Genomic DNA, 18,760 nt, shown 5'->3' with positions numbered 1-18,760 from the left:
TCATAACAGTATTGAACGAGAGGAAGAAAAATGAACGAGAATTTTGACGATTGCTACATCGATGAGGACCTCGACGATATTAACTCCATTGAAGCAGCTTCACCAGATTTCCGAACCGAGTTAGCGAAGCAACTTGCTGAGATCGCACCTGAAGCCATCGCGGATGGCAAGGTTGATTTTGAGAAACTAAAGGAGCTTCTGGGCGATGATGTTTCTACAACACCGGAACGGTTTGGCTTGTTCTGGCCAGGAAAACGGGAAGCTATTCGCATCGCTCAAACCCCAACCACAGCTACTTTAAAGCCTGACTTTGAAAATTCTGTGGACTGGGACACCACTGAAAACGTCTTTATCGAAGGCGACAACCTTGAAGTCCTCAAAATCTTGCAACGCCACTACTACGGCAAGATAAAGATGATTTACATTGATCCGCCGTACAACACGGGTAAAGACTTCGTTTATCGAGATGACTATCGCGATAGCGTAAGCCACTATTTGGAGTGGACCAAACAGGTAAATGCAGAGGGACAGAAGCTGTCGAGCAATGCACAGTCGGAGGGACGATATCACTCTAACTGGTTAAATATGATGTATCCGCGTTTAAAAGTTGCTCGAAACTTACTCCAAGATGATGGTGTAATTATCATTTCTATTGACGATTCAGAATTTGCTAATTTAAGGCAAATCTGCGTTGAACTATTTGGTGAAAATAACTTTGCTGCTAACATAATTTGGAAGAAAAGAAACACCCCACCAAACGATCGCGTTATCGGGGCACAACACGATTATTTGGTAGCAATTGGAAAACGGAACCTCAGCGGCTTTAATTTACGTCCACGCACTGAGGAACAAATTGCAAGATATAAAAATCCCGATGGGCATCCAAAAGGGCCATGGGTAGCAGGTGATCTGAGTGCGAATGTGAAAGGAGGGCGTTACGTTGAGAGTCTCAACTACCCAATAATTAACCCCAATACAGGTAAAGAGTATTACCCTCCAAACAACGGAAATTGGCGATTTAGTCAAACTCGTATGGACGAATTGCTTTCAAATGGCGAAATCTTTTTTGGCCAAGACGGAAAAGGGGCTCCTAAACTCAAACGATTCCTATCTTCTGTTAAACCAGGTACGACTTGGACGACACTTTGGGATTTTGCTCCTTTGAATACATCTGGTTCCCTCGAAATTGAAACCTTATTTGGCAACCCTGCAGTCTTTGAAAGCCCGAAACCTGTTGGGTTAATTGTTCATCTTTTACAGATGGCTAGTCACTCAGATTCAATTATTCTCGATTTTTTTGCAGGATCGAGTACTACTGCACACGCAGTTATGGAATTGAATGCCAAAGATGGAGGTAAAAGAAGTTTTATTCAAATTCAGCTGCCTGAGCCGACCGGTGTCAAGAGTACGGCTAGAAAAGAAGGTTTCGAAAATGTACCGAACATATCTCGGGAGAGGATTCGACGGGCTGCATCTCAAATCCAAAGGGACTATTTTGAGGTTCTGCAGAGGCGAAAGATGCCTTTTGACAGAGGTTTTCGAGCTTTTAAACTGGCCAAAACCAATTTCGCGAAGTGGGATATAGTTAGCGATATCGACGAACGCCATTTTGAGCAACAGCTTTTGGAACTTCATGATTCCGCAAATAGTGCGGCGTCTATTGATGATTTGTTGATAGAGCTTTTGTTAAAGCAGGGTTTTTCACTGACGGAGAAAATTGGTGATGTCGAGATTTCGGGTCTTCCATTGAAAGCTATCCATGAATCCAGCGGGGGGGGGGTCGCTTTACTGGCCTACTTGGATCAGCACAGGGCTCCTACGATCGAACAGTTGCGGGAAGTAATTGCCACTAAACCGACTAGTTTCATTATCCTCGAAGATTGCTTTGGGGGAAGCGACGAATTGAAAACAAATCTTGCTCAAATGTGCAAGACCAATAACGTTGAGCTTTGGACTGCGTAGGGGAGAAGCAGAATGAAGTTCAAGTTTGAAAGCAACCAGCAATATCAGGTCGATGCTATTAATTCGATTATTGATCTGTTTGAGGGGCAACCAAAGATTGATGGAAACTTTGTAGATTTAATCACGCATAGGGCTGGCATGGTCATGCCCGAGGACCAAATTGCGTTGGATATCCAACAGGAAATTGGTGCAGTAGGAAACAACTTGGTGCTGAGTGAAGGCATGATCCTTGAGAACCTAAAAAGGGTTCAAGAACGAAATGGTTTGCCAATTTCCAACCAATTGATTGATGGATTGCAATTCGACGTAGAAATGGAAACAGGCACTGGAAAGACCTATGTTTACTTACGCACTATCTTTGAGTTGGCTCAGAAATACAATTTCACGAAGTTCGTTATTTTGGTGCCAAGTGTTGCAATCCGAGAGGGAGTGAACACGAGTATCGAACTGATGCGGAGTCACTTTGCCCAGCTCTATCCGTCGCTGAACTTTGACCACTTTGTTTACTCCGGAAGTAATCCGGAGGAAGTTCATTCATTTGCGACTGCAACATCAATCCAAATTATGGTGGTGACTATCGACTCGATCAAAGGTGATACTAATCATCGTGTATTTCACCAGCAAAGAGATAAACTAAACGGATTAAAGCCAGTGGATTTCTTACAAGCTGTACATCCAATTGTCATCATGGATGAACCGCAAAACATGGAATCGGTTTTATCCAAAACATCAATCGGTGATCTTGAGCCGACGGCTATTTTGCGGTATTCGGCGACGCATCGTAAAAAAAGAAATCTTGTGTACCAACTCGATCCAGTTGCCGCCCATGAACTGAACTTGGTTAAGCAAATTGCTGTATCAGAAGCTGTTCAGGTGGGGGCTGACGCTGCGCCATACATAAAATTAATTGAAGTCAAAGGGAACCCATTCAAAGCGAAGCTTGAACTTGCGATTCGAAATGCTAAAGGAGAATTAACTCGAAAACAGCTTTGGGTGAAACCCGATCAAGAGCTTGCTCGGCTAACTGGTAACGATGCCTATACAGATTGGCGAATAACTGAAATATCGATCGAGCCAGAAAATATCGAGCTTAACCACTTCGGTAGATTAGCCGTAGGTGAGCAAACTGGCGGAAACCAGGATGGAATCTACAAGGAAATGATTCGTGAGACAATTCGTGAACACTTCCGAAAGGATCTTCTTCTTCGGTCTAAAGGCATAAAAGTTCTAAGCCTGTTTTTCGTGGACAAAGTAGCCAATTTCCTCGGTAATGGTGTTTCAAATGACACGGCTGATGGTAAATTCGCTCAGTGGTTTGATGAGATTTTCAAAGAAGAACGAGACAAACTAGGACAACAGCTGCGTGAGCTATTTCCCGATTCGCCTCAGGAATACCGCCGATCCTATTTTTCGCAAATTAAAAAAGGCGTATTCAACGACACAACTGGTAAATCGAAAGCTGACCACGATTCCTACGAGCTCATCATGAAAGATAAAGCTCGACTTCTTTCCGAAGATGAACCAGTGCGGTTTATTTTTAGCCACTCGGCGCTTCGCGAAGGGTGGGATAATCCAAACGTTTTCCAAATTTGCGCTTTGCGGGAAATGGGGCAGGAAACGGAACGGCGCCAAACAATTGGGCGTGGATTGCGCTTGCCTGTTGATAGCAGTGGTGCACGTGTGATCGACAGGTCAGTTGCTCAGTTAACCGTGATTGCCGACGAAAGCTACCAGAGCTTCGCGAAATTCTTGCAAAAAGAATACGAAAAGGCCGGGGTCAAAATCGGTGTTGTGCGTCGTGAAGAATTCGCAAAAATCCCTGTTCCGGATACCGAAAATGAAGTGATCGGATATGTTGAATCGGAGCTTGTATGGGAAGAACTGCGGCGCAAGGGGTTCATCGATAAAGACGGGCATTTAACGGATCTTTTTACACCTGACAAGACTGGTTTTACTCTGGACCTTCCAAGTGAGTTGTCATGGCTGGAGCCGTTTGTCATCCAAAAGATCAAGGATCTCAATATTGAACGGTTTGTGAAGAGAACGGAAAAACGCAAGACTCGTAAATTAAATAAACGGATCTATAATTCAGAATTATTTGAAGAGTTCTGGAATTCGATTAGTAGGAAAACGACATATTCCGTTCGTGTTGATCGAGACGAACTGATCAAGAATGCTATCGCGAACATTGAGGAACGGGAGGATATTAAACCGCTACGAATCAGGGTAACGAAGGCGAAATTAGAACTGACTCGTGGTGGGGCAAAAGGCGTAGCCGTCAGTGAGCGAGAGACGGGTCTCCAAGGTAGCTATGATCTTCCCGACATTATTGGGGAACTGCAAGAGGCCACGTCACTTACCCGAAAAACCATCATTGATATTCTGATCGGCAGCGGAAAGCTTGGACAGTTTTTGGCGAACCCAAATGATTTCATCAAGATGGTGAAAGACTGCATTACGCAAGCTCTCGCCGAAATTGTTATTGATGGTGTCCAGTATGAGCAACTCGAGAACGGTAGTGTGTATGCTCTGCGGGAATTGATGCGCGATGGAGAAGAAGAAAAGCAGTTCTTTATTGATGCCATGTATAAGGTGAAAAACCAGGAAAAGACCGACTTTGATTACGTGGTTTATGACTCAGATACAGAAAGGCAATTTGCTGAATTGCTCGATAACCGCGAAGACATCAAGTTGTTTATGAAGCTGCCGCCAAAGTTTAAAATCGATACTCCAGTTGGTGCTTATAATCCTGACTGGGCGATTTTGAAACACGAAAATGGGCAGGATCGTATTTACATGATTCGCGAGACAAAGAGTACAGCAGATCCGAATTCATTGCGTCCAGCGGAACGGGCAAAGATTAAGGCTGCACGTCGTCATTTTGATGCGATTGGTATTCAATATGCAAAGTCCACTCCGGAAGATTGGAATCTGTAAAAACCAGGATCGGGGTAATCAGTTTGTTCAAAAGGGTAGGAAAGAGGTCAGCGTGAAGTCTACTTTTACAGTCACTGCTGAGCGAGGTGCCGGTGACGTATGGGTTCTTGAATGCGCCGAGGTGGGTGCGGTTTCTCAAACTCGACGTCTTGACCAAGCCGTAGACGAAATGCGTGAGGCAATTGCTTATCTGGCAAAGTGCGGTGAATCCGAAGTCAACATTGTGGTCGAGCTAGAGTCTTCTTGATTCAAGCGCGTGATTGTCCCGTATGAACGTCGAACCAGGTGCTCGCCTCTTCGCGTAGCCTGTTTGGTATGTCCGATTACTCGTTGAAGAGACACTTTGATGGTGACTGCGTCCGAAGGATCTGCGCGATGGTGGGGGATCGGGCTGGTGGCGTGGATGTGGAAGATTTCTGCGCCGCGGTGGAGCGGCAGATTCCCGATTTGGAATTAAAAGATCGGGTTCGGATTATCGCCCGGGAATTGTACGAACGGTTGCCGGGTGATTACGTCGAAAAGCTGGACATTTTAGTTGCGTCCTTGGGGCCGGAGTTGCGCGAGGACCAGGGGATGTTCACCGAATCCTGGTATCTGATGCCGGTTGCGCAATTGGTTGAGGATTACGGCGGGGACCACCCTGAGCAGTCGCTCGCGGCGATCGAACAGATAACCAGGCGGCATACGGGGGAGTTCGCCATCCGGCCGTTTTGGATCGGTGGCACGATCTGACGATGGCGCACGTTAAGCGGTGGTCGACGTCGAAAAGCCATAACGTGCGCAGGCTTGCCAGCGAGGGGATTCGCAGCCGATTGCCGTGGGCCGGGCGGTTTGCGCCGTTTATCGCCAACCCGCAGCCGATCATTGATGTCATCACCGTGCTTATCGACGACCCATCGGCTTACGTGCGGACGTCTGTTGCAAATAATCTCAACGACATTTCCAAAGATCACCCCGATTATGCGGTGGAAACCGCACGTCAATGGCTTGCCAACAGCAATAGTCCACGAACCCGGTGGATAGTGGAAAAGGGATTGCGAAGTCTTATTAAAACCGGGCACCCGGAGGCGCTGGCGGTTATCGGGGTACAGGCCGACCCGCAGGTGTACGTCGAGCAGTGCAGTATCACACCAGTGAATCCGCGTATCGGAACCGGTGCTGAAATTGCGGTGGTGGTGCGTAACGATGGCGATGTCGACCGCGACGTGATCGTTGATTATCAGCTGCACTACCGGAAAGCCGATGGCTTGCTCAAGCCCACGGTTTTTAAACTATCAAGGGTGACTATAGCGGCAGGGGATAAGGTTGAACTGCGAAAACGCCACTCGTTTAAAGAAGTTAAAACCCGCACGTTGTATCCAGGCGACCATGCGCTCGTTGTGCAGGCCAGCGGAAATCCCGGGCCCAGGATCGAGTTCCAGCTGGAGGGATAGATGAAAGATCACTGCAATCCGAAGCTCTTGAGTTTCTCCTTATCGGTTATCGCTAGTAGTTCCGAATAGATGCCGCCGGTGGTGGCGAGCTGCGCGGGGGAGCCGATCTCATCAACGCGGCCGTCTTTGAGGGTGATGATGGTATCAACATCAGCGATGGTGGAAAGCCGGTGGGCGATAATCAGCGTGGTGCGGTTTTCCATGAGCTCTTCTAACCCCTGCTGCACGGCGCGTTCGCTTTTGGTGTCCAGTGCGGAGGTGGCCTCATCAAGAACCAAAACCGGCGCGTTCTTGAGCATGGCGCGCGCGACTGCGACGCGTTGCTTCTGCCCACCTGATAGCCGCAGACCACGCTCACCAATGATGGTGTCGTAACCATCAGCAAACTCCGCGATGAAATCGTGGGCATTCGCCTTCTGGGCGGCGGTGATGATCGCGGCGTCAGTCGCGCCGGGACGGCCATAGGCGATGTTTTCCTTAATGGAGCCGGAGAACAAGCTTGCTTCTTGAAATACCACGCCGACGCTGGCGCGTAGTGAATCGGCGGGAACGCCTGCAATATCGTGGCCGCAGACCTCCAGCGTGCCAGCGGTGGGGGAATAGAGTCCAAGGATCAGATTAACCAGGGTGGACTTGCCACCACCCGATTCCCCTACCAATGCGATGCGTTGCCCTTGGTGGGCGACGAAGCTTACGTCGTGAAGCACCTCGTGGGTTTCTTGGTCGTCGCCGGGGTAGGTAAAGGACACCCCGCTAAGCCGCAATACGGGTTCGCCGGGTGAAAGGGGTGTTGGGGGTTCGTCGACAAGCGAAAGCGGGCCGCTGGCGGTTGCGGCGGCAACGAGCTGGGGGTTAGCGGTGGGTTCCGGTATCTGCGCCATGACGGCGAAGTAATCCTTGGAACCAGCAACCGCGCGTTGCCCGGTATCCACCAGGTAACTCATGAGGTAAATCGGCTGTCTAGCCATCGTGACCAATTGGATCAGCAGAACCATCGTGCCGATAGAGAAATCACCGGTTAACGTGCGGCGGAAAAGTAGGAGGTAGATGCCGAAGAAAATCGCATTCACCGCCAAACCCCGGGCGATGTCCATCAGATGCCACCACCGGGATTGGCGTGTGGTGACGGTGATCGTGCGGGCGAACCGGCGGGCGAAAAGGGCTAATTCCTGGATTTCGGAAACGAAGGATTTCACCACTTTCACCTGGCCGACAACCTCTGCGAACCTGCCGCTGGCGGCGTCGATCTGCTCGTTCTTTTCCGCCTCCCACTTTTGCCACCGGCTACTGGTGAGTGCGGTAAGCCACATGTAAATCGGGAAGACGATCGCTAGAAGCACCGCGATGGGGAAGTAAAAATACGCCGTGACCGCCAAAACCGCGCCAACCGTTAAAACCATGGAGAAGAAGTTATTGGCGAAACCCTGGACGAAACTGGTGATCGAGGTGATCGATCGATCCAGTCGGGCAATGATTGTGCCGGTGACCTGATTATCGAAATACCCCTGCGGCAGCGACAGGAGTTTTGCAAAATACCGGGTCGAGAGAATCTGCCGCAGCCGGGCGGACAACACGTCGCCGATGTAGCCGCCGATATTATGCACGATGGTGTTGCCCACCTCCGCGGCAAGCAGTCCCAGCGCCAACAGCAACACGATGGTGGTCGGTGAAAGCTGCGAGTTGGTCGGTTCCCCGCCGACCGCCGCGACGATGACGTCGGTGGCTTCCCGCACCAAAAACGGCGTGACCAACGCCAGGAGCGCTGTTGCCACGGAGGTGAGCGTTACCGCGATATACAGCGGCCACAACGTGCGGGTGGTGGAGAAAATTTGGAAAAACGAACGCATAACGACCTTTTAGTAACCGGGTGGGGGCTGGTATGACAGCTGGTGAGGTGTGTAATCCTAACAGCTCTAACCGCGCAGCTATAGCTTGGTTACCGTAACCTTGCTCGTTATTGGAAAGGTGGATCAAACCTACATAGTTTTATATAAGAAAGTTTGAATGTGTCCAGTTTGGGGGTAAGTTTCATGTGTCGCTAACCGTGAGTGGGGCTTAGAATGGGAAGTGAGTTCGGCACACCTGCGCCGTAGAAATGTTTGCGCACAATACAAACCGACGGGCACCGCTACAGTAAACACCAGTGGTTAAAAGACGTATCACCATTAACGTGCCGGGCTGCATTCCTATCCACCGCACTAGTTGTGAAAGAACCTATCCATCATGTGGACTGAAATCCCGGCACCGGAATACGCCACCCTATTCTTCTTCGAAACCGGCGAATGGTGGGACTACGCCATGCTGGCAGTAGTCACCTTCGCCCTTGCATTCACCGCGTGGCTTGCCCAGCGCAATAAATGGGTAGTGCTCGCGGTTTTCGTTGTAGCCCCCATCCTGCTCACCATATTCTGGTGGCCCCATTCAACCCAGGGAACTAGCTCCGCCGGATGGTTCCCTATAGTCAAGCAGTACTCCGCACTCGCCGGATCGCTGTGCCTCGTGGCACTGCAATACCGCAAAAAACTCCGGCATAACTACTGGTACCTGGTTATCCCGCCAGCAATACTGGCGCTTAATATCATTGAAGCAGTGATCCGCGACATCCAGTGCTACTTCATCCACGGGATAGACCCCAGCCAACACATGGCAACCTGGGGTGGGCCGTGGAACCTCATGAACGCCGCCGCCGGGGTGCTCAACCTGCTGGCAATCTCCGGCTGGGTGGGAATCTTTGTTGCTAACGGGAAGTCCCGCGCCATCATCTGGCCCGATCTTAATATTTGGTGGATTTTGGCTTACGACGCCTGGAACCTCGCCTATGTCTATAACTGCCTTGCGGACCGCGCCTGGTACTCCGGGGTTGCCTTACTGGCCGCCTGTACCATTCCGGTGCTTTTCAAATTCGGCAAAGGTTCCTGGATTCAATACCGCGCCTACACCCTCACCCTCTGGTCGGCAGTGGTGCTCACCTTCCCGCACTTCATGCACGACTCCATGTTTGCGCACCGCTCCGCCCATAACCCCACCGCGCTATTTGCGCTATCGGCCCTTGCGCTTGCTCTCAATATCGGCGTGTTTGCCTGGCACTTGTACCGGATTATCACCTTGCGCCGTAATCCGCTCACACAGGAAATCTACTCTGACCTACCCGAATCCGTGGAGATGGTGCGCGATCACGCCACCGATGAGGACATGGATCTCATTGCCAGCCGCCTAGGAAAAGAAGCAGAAGAACTAGGCTTTAGGGTAAAAAGAGAAATAAGTCCCGACATAGCTCGGCCATTGGCGCACTCCTAACCAATGTGGACGCCGCCACCGTGATAAACAGCTGACGATGGCGGCGTCGTCACGCAACAATCCCTGCATCCCTTAAGAAGTAACGGGGCAGAATCTGCACGATCGTTTGTGAGTACTTAGCCGGTTCCGCGATCCAGTTTTTAGTATGAGCATCACGAAGCTGACCAAAAGCTGCGTGAAGCCTGCTTTTTCGAACACCTTCTAGGAATAAGTAAGTTCCGTGAGCTACAAACCCGTGGGACGGACATCGTGGCCCTGATAAGCATCAACATTGGTAACAACATGCAGAATTGTTTTTGTCATTGTGGCGAATCTTCCCGGTGTCGGCGCGCCGCAGCCAAATCAGAATCCAGTGCAGTGGCAAGTGAATGTAAGAGCCGGAGAACCTGCTCCAGGTTGGGTTCGCAGAAGCGGGTGGTGCCCTGTTTGGTCACTGTGATAAGCCCCACCCGTTCCAAAATTTTCACGTGATGGGACACTGCGGTGCGCGAAAGTGTGGAACTTTGTGCAAGCTCAGTCATATTCAACCGACCCTGACAGACCAATGTGACCAAGAGGTTCTGTCGGTGTTCGTCCTTTAACGCGTCAAAGATGGGGATACTTTCTTGTAAATAGGGCAGACTTTGCGGTTCGAATTCTTTAGGCATAAAACTTTCCTTTTTAGGCCCGGCGAGTAGCCAATGCGGCTTTGCCATGATGCCACAGTGCATGCAGCAGCGCCTGTTTTGCGGTAAACCGCGTGATCTGCGGCTTTTTGCCTTCCGCTATCTTGTGCATCTGCAATTCGTATCCAACAATGCCCAGCAAACTGCCAAGCCTGTCATCGATTTTTTTTGATACCGGTGCTTAAGCGAGGGAGGAGGTATGTTTGCGTATTGCCGCTAAGAATCTGATTCGGCAGGTCTGGATACAGCGCCAACGGCCGGGCAATCCCTATGAAATCGGTAACGCCGTCAGCAAGCGCCTGCTCCATCCCGGCGGCATCTCGGAATCCACCTGTCACAGCAACCGGAGTGGAGACTACGGAGCGTAGCTTAACTGCATAGTCGCTGAAGGTGGCCTTGCTGCGGCCGCCGCTATACTGCCCAGTTTCCATCATGATCGGCGAGGTGTAAGTGCCGCCGGAAATCTCGATGACATCAACCCCAAGCTCAGACAACCTTTTGGCCGTGGCCAGCGAATCTTCAGTGGAGAACCCATCTTTCGTTCCGTCGGTCGAGTTCATTTTCACACTGATGGGGAAATCGGCCCCCAGCGCTTCCCGCATGGATTGGTAAATCTCAACCAGAAAACGCTGGCGGTTTTCCAGGCTGCCGCCATATTCGTCCGTGCGCTGGTTGTGTTCCGGGGACAAAAACTGGCTGACCAGATAGCCGTGGGCGGCGTGAATCTGCACTCCGGTAAAACCCGCTTTCAGGGCAATAACCGCGGTGGTAACGAATTTTTGTTGTACCTGATGGATTTCCGTGATTGTCAGTGCTCGGGGCGTGGCGAAGAATGCATCGGCATCACTCGACATAGGTATCGCGCTGGGTGCGACTGGTGCGGTGTTAACGCTTTTGGGGCTTTGCTTGCCAGGGTGATTAATCTGCATCCACAAATGTGTGCCATTCACAGTGCCCGCTGCCGCCCATTCCTTTAAAACCGCGAGGTCACGTTCGTCTTCAATAAAAACATTCCCCGGCTCGCCCGGATGATTGCGATCCACCATCATATTGCCGGTCACTAACACCCCTGCGCCGCCTTCAGCCCAGGTGCGATACAGTTGCGCTATTTTCGGATCGGGGGCACCTGCGGTAGTACCCAAAGCTTCGTGCATGGCCGATTTGAAGAAACGGTTTTTTACAACGGCACCAGATGGCAGGGTGATCGGTTCGGCGATGTGGCGGGGCGTCATACTAAAACTCCATTCGTCTAAATGTTTCGACATTTGGTTACATGGGTCAGCGTAACCACCCCGGTTTCTTATACGCAAGCTCTCCAACAACCCTTCACCGCACGACCACGACGATGAACAACTAGCACGGGCGGCGTCGAAAAGCGACAATCCCCATCTTCACTGGGAACATGGGGATTACTACCGCGAAGTTTTAGTGCTGGCTGGCTAAAATCTCCAACAGCCGCGCCGGGCGGGTAGACAGATCGTCGCCGGTTTCCTCACCAACGGTCCACTGAGCGATTTGGCGGGCGCACAGCAAAACTCCCCGGTCTGCTCCCTCGCGCACCGCCGGGTCGAGGGTGGTTAAGTCGGCGGTTTTTGCAGCACCTACCACGCGCCGCGACATCTTGCAGGCACTAAACATCCAGGCATCGATATGCCGCTGATGCAGATGGCGGGTAATAAACTCCGTATCCCACAACGGATCTGGATCCTGCGCAGCTATTCGACGCTTAACCTCCGCGTCGAAACCATCAAGCACCTCCTGGCATTGCTCCACCAGCCACTGTGCCCGGTCTGGCTGCTCCAACGCCACAGCGCGGGCGGCGGCAATAACGTAATTGGCCATGATCGCGCCGAGATCGAAACCGACCGGGCCCAAGCAGGCGAATTCCGAATCGAACACCTTTACGCTTGGCTCAGCATCAGCATCGGCACGCACCATCACGGAACCGGTGTGCAAATCACCGTGAATCAGCGCCTCCTTGCGGGTGAGGAAATCCCACTTAGCCTTAGCATTAAGCCGCTTCATTACCGGGTCAGCTGCGAAATCCGCCGCGTCGGCCTTATTGGCATCCAAGGTGGAATTGCGGCCGATGTCGTGGATAGGCTCGGTGAAAACCAAATCGTCGGTGATGGTAGATAACTCCGAATTGACGAAATCTGCCTGATAGGTGCCGAAAACCTCCCGGTTTACGCCGAGCGGGGAGGTATCCACCGCGAGCGCGCCGACATAAGCACCAATTTTCGCAGCAACGCCAGCGATGGATTCGTCGGCGTTGAGGGATTTCCGCAATACCGTATGGTCAGCCAAATCCTCCATCACGAAAATATAGCGATCCATGTTTTCATCCAGAACCCGCACCACCAGATCGGGAACCAGATTGCCGTGAATCTTCAGCGAACTAGCTTCAAAGCGGGCACGTTCTGGAGTCATAGGCCAGCCCTCACCGGTCATGCGGACAAACGGGAGCGCTTGCTTAACTATCAAAGACCGCCCCTGGTTATCGCCTGCCCGGTAGACGAAATTGAGGTTACCGTCGCCGATTTCTTCGGTGACTGTGAGATTATCGGTATCGATAAGACCTGCAAGTTGTGGGCGAGAAGCAATATAAGAACCGAGTTCTTCAAGGCTCATCGCCTCATAGCCGTAAGTGGAAACCACGTCAAAACCTCCTGATGAAATCGACGTAACTTAAAAAAGCGAGTGTCACACCGCCGGTTTAAACCGGACAGCTTTCTTAGAAAGGGTGTAAGCAAAGATCAGACCGAGAATCAGCACCAGCCCCTTGGCGGTGTCCTGGTAGTAGTACTGGAAACCGTTCATAGTAAGTCCGGTCAGCACGATGCCGATCAGTACCGCACCAAGCAGAGTGCCCCATGCATTCGGCTTATTCATGGCCAAGACCGAGGTGCCGACTAACGCAACTGCGACGGCTTCCAAAAGGGAGGATGCACCAGCATTAACATCGCCCTGGCCGATGCGGGAAGCAAGGATCAAGCCACCAATGGAAGCGAACATCGCGGAGAGGATATACGCCATGGCCCGGTATTGACCTACTTTCACACCAGCGATCCGGGCGGCCTCGGGATTAGAACCCACCGCGTACATGATCCGACCCCATTTAGTTTTAGCCAGGAAGAACCAGGTAACGACCGTTAACAGAATCATGATGATGACAGGGATCGGGATTGGCCCAATAGCACCCCGGTCAATCATGAGGAACGATTCGGTGAATTTTCCGGGTGCTTGAGAACCATCGCTCATGACCATTCCGGCAGAGACCGATTGCCCAGCAACCGGGATAAGTTTTGCCCCTTGAATAACAAACATCATGCCCAAGGTTGCCAACATGTCGGGAACCTTAAGAACCACGATCAAAAGAGCATTTAACAGTCCCACGATCAAGCCACCGATCAGAACTACCAGTATGGCCACCCCACCGGTGTAGTTGTAAAACACCATGGTCATGGCGGCCAGCTGGACTGATAACCCGGCGGTGGAACCAATAGACATATCAAGCCCACCAACAACCATGGAGATCGTGATCCCGAGCCCAAGGATCGCGGTCACCGATGCGAATTTCAACAACGCGAACATGGAATCGGTGGTTCTAAAAGCGGGCAAGGTGGCCGAGAAATATATAAATAGCACGATCGTAATCACGATGAAGCCCCATTTGACCAGTACTTCTTTCAAGTCAAGAGAGCGGGCTGGGTGTGCCTTTTCGGTATTCATTTATGCTACCTCCGACATAGTTGCAACGATTGTGTCAAATGCAAGTTCGCTGTTATAGGAATCCAACCGGACTGAACCATCGACCAACACCAATACCCGGTCTGAGACCTCCCGGATTTCGTCGACATCGGAGGACAAGACCAGCACTGTTGCGCCAGCCGCCGCCAGTTCGCGCAACTGGCGGGATATTTCACGGCGGGCACCAATATCAACGCCACGGAATGGTTCGTCAAGAATGAAGATTTGCGGGTCATTAACCAACCACCGGCCCACGACTACTTTCTGTTGATTACCTCCGGATAGCGAATCAACACTTTGGTGAACGTCGGTGCAGATTACGCCCAGGTTATCGATGACTTTTTCACCAACGAGGGCTTGCCTTTGGGCACTTAATACTCCGTTCGTGCTGACCCGATGCAAAAACGGCAGGTTCACTGTGTCGGCGATGCTCCAATCCGGAAGCATTGCTTGTTCCACCCGGTCCTCCGGAACCAGGTAGATTCCACGCGCCACACAATCGTGGGGGTGGCGGGGTGTAAACGGCTGGCCGTGGAGTTTGATGGAACCTGCGATATAGGGGCGCACCCCGTAAATTCCCATGGCAAGCTCGGTTTTTCCGGAGCCGATCAGACCCAGGACGCCGGTTACTTCACCGCTGCGGATTTCCAAATCAAACGGTGCGCTGCGCGGGAGCACTTGGACGTCGAAAAGCTCGATCGTCACCTCGGTGCCGCGCTGCTCCTCGACGACGATGTGCTCCGAATCGGAGGAAGTTGCTGCTGCATCCCCGGCGGCCGCAACGCCACCGACCGCACCAGCTGCGGTCGGTTGGGTGCCCAACATCGCATCGATGGCGCGGCCTAATTCAAAGGGGCGGGTGTCGGCGAATACAATCCGGCCGTCGCGCAACACCACTAGATCATCTGCTAGGCGGGCAATCTCGCCCATGCGGTGCGAGACGTACAAGATAGCCACACCGTTTTTCTTCAGCCACAGAATTTTTTCAAACAGTCGCTCCACTTCGCTATGCGAAAGGGTAGAGGTGGGCTCGTCCAAAATAAGGACCTTTGGCTGGTGAATCAACGCCCGAGCCAGCAGGAGTAGCTGCCCATCGGCGATGCCTAAGTCCGCGACGTCTGTGCGCAGGAAGGAATCATCCCACTCCAATTCCAAGGTGGCTATGATCTCTCGGGCCCGATCCATGATTTTGCCCGGGCTGGTTAATGGGTGGATAACGTTAGCGGCAATTTCCTCGAAACACAGATTCTCCGCCACCGTTAATCCCGGCACGATGGAATCGGACACTCGCTGGTGCACAACCTGAATGCCGTGCGCATCAGCGTCGCGCGGACTGGTGATCGTCACCGGGTCGGTGCCCACATAGACGGTGCCGCCAGAAGGCGGGTACAAACCGGCAAGCACCTTGATGAGGGTAGATTTTCCTGCCCCGTTTGCCCCCAATAACGCTGTGACTTTGCCGGGGTGCAGTGTGAAGGAAACACCTTTGAGAACTTGGTTTTTGCCGAAGGACTTTTCCAGGTTTTCCAGTGACAAAACCGCTTGGTCGGTGTGGTTAGACATGCGTGGCCTCGCTTAATAGAAAGCCGGGTGGCGGTGAACTGCGATAGAACATTTAAAACTTCTCGCTTATTGCAGTGCGTGACATGCGGTAGTTAGAACGTCACTGCCGGAATCCAGTCGGCGCTGGAAACGTCGGAGATATTCAACTTGTCGTTCTTTTCGCGCAACTGATCCATGTTGGTGATCTTGTTCTCCCGCAGGTAATCCTGGGTGATGAGGATCGGCGGGAATTCCACCTTGGTTTCCGTCAATTCCCCGGCCAATTGCAAGGCAAGGGTACGAACCACTGCGGCGCCGATGGCGTTCGGGTCGGTAGCGCCGGTGGCTCGCCACGGGCTGCCATCTTCAACCATGAGCGCGATATCCGCCGTGGAGATATCAGCACCGTAGACAAAGACCTTGTCGGTAAGCCCCGGATTCTGTGCCAATGCGGTCAGCGTTGCCTTGGTCAGCTCGTCGTAAGGCGCATAGATGCCGGTAACCCCTGGGTTTGCCTTAAGCGCGTTGTCCACCATTGGTGCGGAGTCGGTAGCGGTGGAGGCAGTGTATTTGCCGGTCTTGAACTTCTCTGACCAGTTGTTTTCTTCCACATATTTACGCCATACCGCGTCACGACGATCCAGCGGTGCGATGCCAGCAACGTTGACGTAACCAACCTCACTGCCGGATGGCACTTCTTCTTTCATCAGGTCAAGCACCAACGATGCCATGAGTTCATCGGACTGCTGGGTTTGGACGGCCCGTGGCGCACAGCCTTGGATTTCCACGTCGTACGCAACCACGGTTATACCTTGATCGATGGCCTTGTTCACGCCAGGGCACAGTGTGTCTGCAAAGCCGTGCCGCACAATAATTCCTTTGGCACCAGACGCAATGGCTTGATCTAGTTGGGAAGCCTGCGTGGAATTGTCGCCTTGAGCATCATAGACGCTTAGTTCCATGCCAAGTGCTGCGGCCTGTTGCCGGGTACCATTGAGGTATTGCTGGAAATAGTCACCTTGGCCGGTGTTTTGGACGATGGCGATCGCAGCACCTTTTACGGAATCAGGAATATCGGCGCTTGCTTCGGCAACCGAGGCGGAAGGTTCGTTTGCGGCTTTCGTTGCAGGCGCATCAGAGGTGGTTTCTTGGGTACACGCGGCAAGCAGCATGACGCTGGCGACGGCGCCTAAGATTTTGGATGTTTTCATTATGGTTCCTCACATTGGGGGAAGGGGGATTAACGTGTGACGACTGTTTCCATCACACGGGGATCATTGGCGGTGGCTGGTTCTGCCACGCCGTTTTCGGTGGCGATGGCGGAGATCAAATCGAACGGCGTGACATCAAAGGCGGGATTAAATCCCTTGACACCTTCGGGAGTGGCGCGCATTCCTTGGAATTCGTGGACCTCGCTGTCCGTGCGCAGTTCGATGTGGATACCGTCACCGGTGGCGGTATCAAGATCGACGGTGGAGGCGGGGGCGGCGACAACGAAGGGGATACCGGCGCGTTGACAGGCGAGTGCGAGTGCAACCGAGCCGACTTTGTTTGCGGTGTCGCCATTAGCGGTGATGCGGTCGGCCCCAATGATTGCGACGTCGACAAGCCCCCGGAGAATCGTGGAGGAAGCCGCACCATCGGCTTCGACGAAATGGTCGATGCCCAGTTGTTTCAGCTCCCAGCTGGTCAGGCGGGCTCCTTGTAGCAGAGGCCGGGTTTCGTCCGCATAGACGATTTCTAGCGCCCCACGATCATGTAGTTCGCGGATGATGCCAAGCGCAGTACCCCAGCCGACGGTGGCAAGTCCGCCGGTGTTGCAGTGGGTAATCACCCGGACCTTGTCTTTTCCGGTCTTTTTTAAAATCCAATCAGCACCGAGCTCCGAGAGTTTCTTGTTATTCGCCACATCTGCCTCCGCGATGAGGTGCGCGGCGGTGAGAACAGCTTCGATGCCATCGGGTACGAGATCACGTACTTGGTCTACTCCCCAGGCGAGATTGACAGCGGTGGGGCGGGCATCACGCACGGATTGGATTGCTTCTTGCAATTGGTCTTTAGTCCAGTTGTTGCGCGCGGCTTCGGACATGGCAAGGGCTACACCGTAGGCACCGGAAGCGCCAAGTGCAGGTGCGCCTCGGACAACAAGACGTTGAATCGCGTCGACTAGGGAAGCAGTTTCGATAATGTCGATATACTTTTCGACGGATGGGAGTGCGGTTTGATCAAGTAGCCGGATGGCTTCTTGCGGGGACTCAACCCATTCAATGGCTTTGAACACGACTTGTATCCCCCCTATTGGAAATTGTATTACAAGTTATGTTGATGGTAAGTCTGAAATGCGCAGGGTGTCAATAGCTTCGGCAAAGTTGTATGCCCCTGTGTGGGTTAAAATTTTCACAACGTTAATGCCGTCCAATCGGCAACAGGGTAAAAGGAGCAATAATGGCGCAGCAAAGTCTGTCTCGGAAGGTTGCGGGAGATATTCAGGCTGCGATTATGCGCAACGAGATAGCAGGCGGTGAGAAACTGCCCAGCGAAAATGAATTGTGCGAAAACTATGGTGTGTCCCGTTCGACGGTACGTGCCGCACTCAAGCAGCTAGAAGCCATCGGATTGGTGAAGTCCAAGCAGGGAGCGGGCACTTTCGTCCAAGAGCGACCCGACGTTCAGGCGGGTTTGGAGGAATTGGATTCGATCACTGAGTCGATTAGACGTTCTGGTCGGGTACCGGGCATGGAATATTCTATGGTGATGCGGCGTCCAGTCGTGCCTGCTGAAGCTGAATATATGAATCTGCCAGCCGGTGAAGAGGTATTGGAGATTAGGCGAATCATCAGCGGCGATGGGGTTACCCTTGCGTATTCCTACGACCTCATTCCGGCCGCACTTGTTCCTAAGGATTTTGACCCCAGTATCGTTGGTGGGTCGCTATTTGAGCAATTCCGAAATGATCTTGGCCTATTTCCGCACTCGTCTGTTGCGGAGGTGCATGCGGTAAGTTCTCGCCATGTTGGTTGGGGTAAAGAAGAGTCAGCGCATGATCTTTATGTATTGCTGAAGCAATTGCATTACGACGCACGCGGTGAACTTTTGCTCTATAGCCAGACGTATTTCATTGAAGGGCGCTATACCTTTACAGTACATCGCTCGGTTTCATGATGTCTTAATACA

Annotated in this window: 16 protein-coding genes; 7 read left to right on the top strand and 9 right to left on the bottom strand. The window is 52.2% G+C overall.

Annotated features, from left to right (window positions below):
• The first annotated feature begins 30 nt into the window (after positions 1–30).
• From CMUST_RS11705 to CMUST_RS16080, 5 genes are all read left to right on the top strand, one after another.
• Positions 31–1,962 carry a site-specific DNA-methyltransferase gene (locus CMUST_RS11705; RefSeq protein ID WP_047262670.1) on the top strand — a complete coding sequence of 644 codons (1,932 nt, stop codon included), beginning with the start codon at positions 31–33 and terminating at the stop codon, positions 1,960–1,962.
• Positions 1,963–1,974: 12 nt separating this feature from the next.
• Positions 1,975–4,899 carry a restriction endonuclease gene (locus tag CMUST_RS11700; RefSeq protein ID WP_047262669.1) on the top strand — a complete coding sequence of 975 codons (2,925 nt, stop codon included), beginning with the start codon at positions 1,975–1,977 and terminating at the stop codon, positions 4,897–4,899.
• Positions 4,900–4,951: 52 nt separating this feature from the next.
• The gene (locus tag CMUST_RS11695; RefSeq protein ID WP_047262668.1) at positions 4,952–5,146 is read left to right on the top strand and encodes a hypothetical protein; all 195 of its coding nucleotides are present in this window, start codon (positions 4,952–4,954) and stop codon (positions 5,144–5,146) included.
• Positions 5,147–5,214: 68 nt separating this feature from the next.
• Positions 5,215–5,631 (top strand): hypothetical protein, encoded by a 417-nt coding sequence (locus tag CMUST_RS16085; RefSeq protein ID WP_144414206.1) that lies wholly within the window; start codon positions 5,215–5,217, stop codon positions 5,629–5,631.
• Positions 5,632–5,633: 2 nt separating this feature from the next.
• Positions 5,634–6,332, top strand: coding sequence for a hypothetical protein (locus tag CMUST_RS16080; RefSeq protein WP_052844713.1), 699 nt, complete (start codon positions 5,634–5,636; stop codon positions 6,330–6,332).
• A gap of 8 nt (positions 6,333–6,340) precedes the next feature.
• Here CMUST_RS16080 and CMUST_RS11685 read toward each other — a convergent pair whose 3' ends face one another.
• Positions 6,341–8,179 (bottom strand): ABC transporter ATP-binding protein, encoded by a 1,839-nt coding sequence (locus CMUST_RS11685; RefSeq protein ID WP_047262667.1) that lies wholly within the window; start codon positions 8,177–8,179, stop codon positions 6,341–6,343.
• Positions 8,180–8,555: 376 nt separating this feature from the next.
• Between CMUST_RS11685 and CMUST_RS11680 the strand changes: the two genes are divergently transcribed.
• Positions 8,556–9,629 (top strand): DUF5692 family protein, encoded by a 1,074-nt coding sequence (locus CMUST_RS11680; protein WP_236690111.1) that lies wholly within the window; start codon positions 8,556–8,558, stop codon positions 9,627–9,629.
• A gap of 299 nt (positions 9,630–9,928) precedes the next feature.
• Here the strand turns inward: CMUST_RS11680 and CMUST_RS11675 are convergent, their stop codons facing one another.
• From CMUST_RS11675 to mtnA, 8 genes are all read right to left on the bottom strand, one after another.
• Positions 9,929–10,276 (bottom strand): ArsR/SmtB family transcription factor, encoded by a 348-nt coding sequence (locus CMUST_RS11675; protein ID WP_047262666.1) that lies wholly within the window; start codon positions 10,274–10,276, stop codon positions 9,929–9,931.
• Between the two features lie 13 nt (positions 10,277–10,289).
• Entirely contained in the window at positions 10,290–10,436 is a 147-nt protein-coding gene (locus CMUST_RS16970) for a hypothetical protein (protein WP_201779203.1), read from the bottom strand.
• Between the two features lie 13 nt (positions 10,437–10,449).
• On the bottom strand, positions 10,450–11,526 hold the full coding sequence (locus CMUST_RS11670; RefSeq protein WP_201779202.1) for an NADH:flavin oxidoreductase/NADH oxidase family protein: 1,077 nt from the start codon (positions 11,524–11,526) through the stop codon (positions 10,450–10,452).
• A gap of 193 nt (positions 11,527–11,719) precedes the next feature.
• Complete coding sequence (mtnK, locus tag CMUST_RS11665; protein WP_047262665.1) at positions 11,720–12,952, bottom strand: S-methyl-5-thioribose kinase; 1,233 nt, start codon at positions 12,950–12,952, stop codon at positions 11,720–11,722.
• Between the two features lie 45 nt (positions 12,953–12,997).
• Positions 12,998–14,026: an ABC transporter permease gene (locus CMUST_RS11660; protein WP_047262664.1), complete on the bottom strand. Its 1,029-nt coding sequence runs from the start codon at positions 14,024–14,026 to the stop codon at positions 12,998–13,000.
• Entirely contained in the window at positions 14,027–15,607 is a 1,581-nt protein-coding gene (locus CMUST_RS11655; RefSeq protein WP_047262663.1) for a sugar ABC transporter ATP-binding protein, read from the bottom strand.
• 92 nt (positions 15,608–15,699) lie between these two features.
• Complete coding sequence (locus tag CMUST_RS11650) at positions 15,700–16,797, bottom strand: substrate-binding domain-containing protein (RefSeq protein ID WP_047262662.1); 1,098 nt, start codon at positions 16,795–16,797, stop codon at positions 15,700–15,702.
• Positions 16,798–16,826: 29 nt separating this feature from the next.
• Positions 16,827–17,867 (bottom strand): S-methyl-5-thioribose-1-phosphate isomerase, encoded by a 1,041-nt coding sequence (gene mtnA / locus CMUST_RS11645; protein WP_144414205.1) that lies wholly within the window; start codon positions 17,865–17,867, stop codon positions 16,827–16,829.
• 164 nt (positions 17,868–18,031) lie between these two features.
• Between mtnA and CMUST_RS11640 the strand changes: the two genes are divergently transcribed.
• The gene (locus CMUST_RS11640; RefSeq protein ID WP_047262660.1) at positions 18,032–18,748 is read left to right on the top strand and encodes a GntR family transcriptional regulator; all 717 of its coding nucleotides are present in this window, start codon (positions 18,032–18,034) and stop codon (positions 18,746–18,748) included.
• The last annotated feature ends 12 nt before the right edge of the window (positions 18,749–18,760 follow it).

The organism is Corynebacterium mustelae, assembly GCF_001020985.1.
GTDB classification, from domain to species: domain Bacteria; phylum Actinomycetota; class Actinomycetes; order Mycobacteriales; family Mycobacteriaceae; genus Corynebacterium; species Corynebacterium mustelae.
This window is presented reverse-complemented; position numbering and strand designations above follow the sequence as displayed.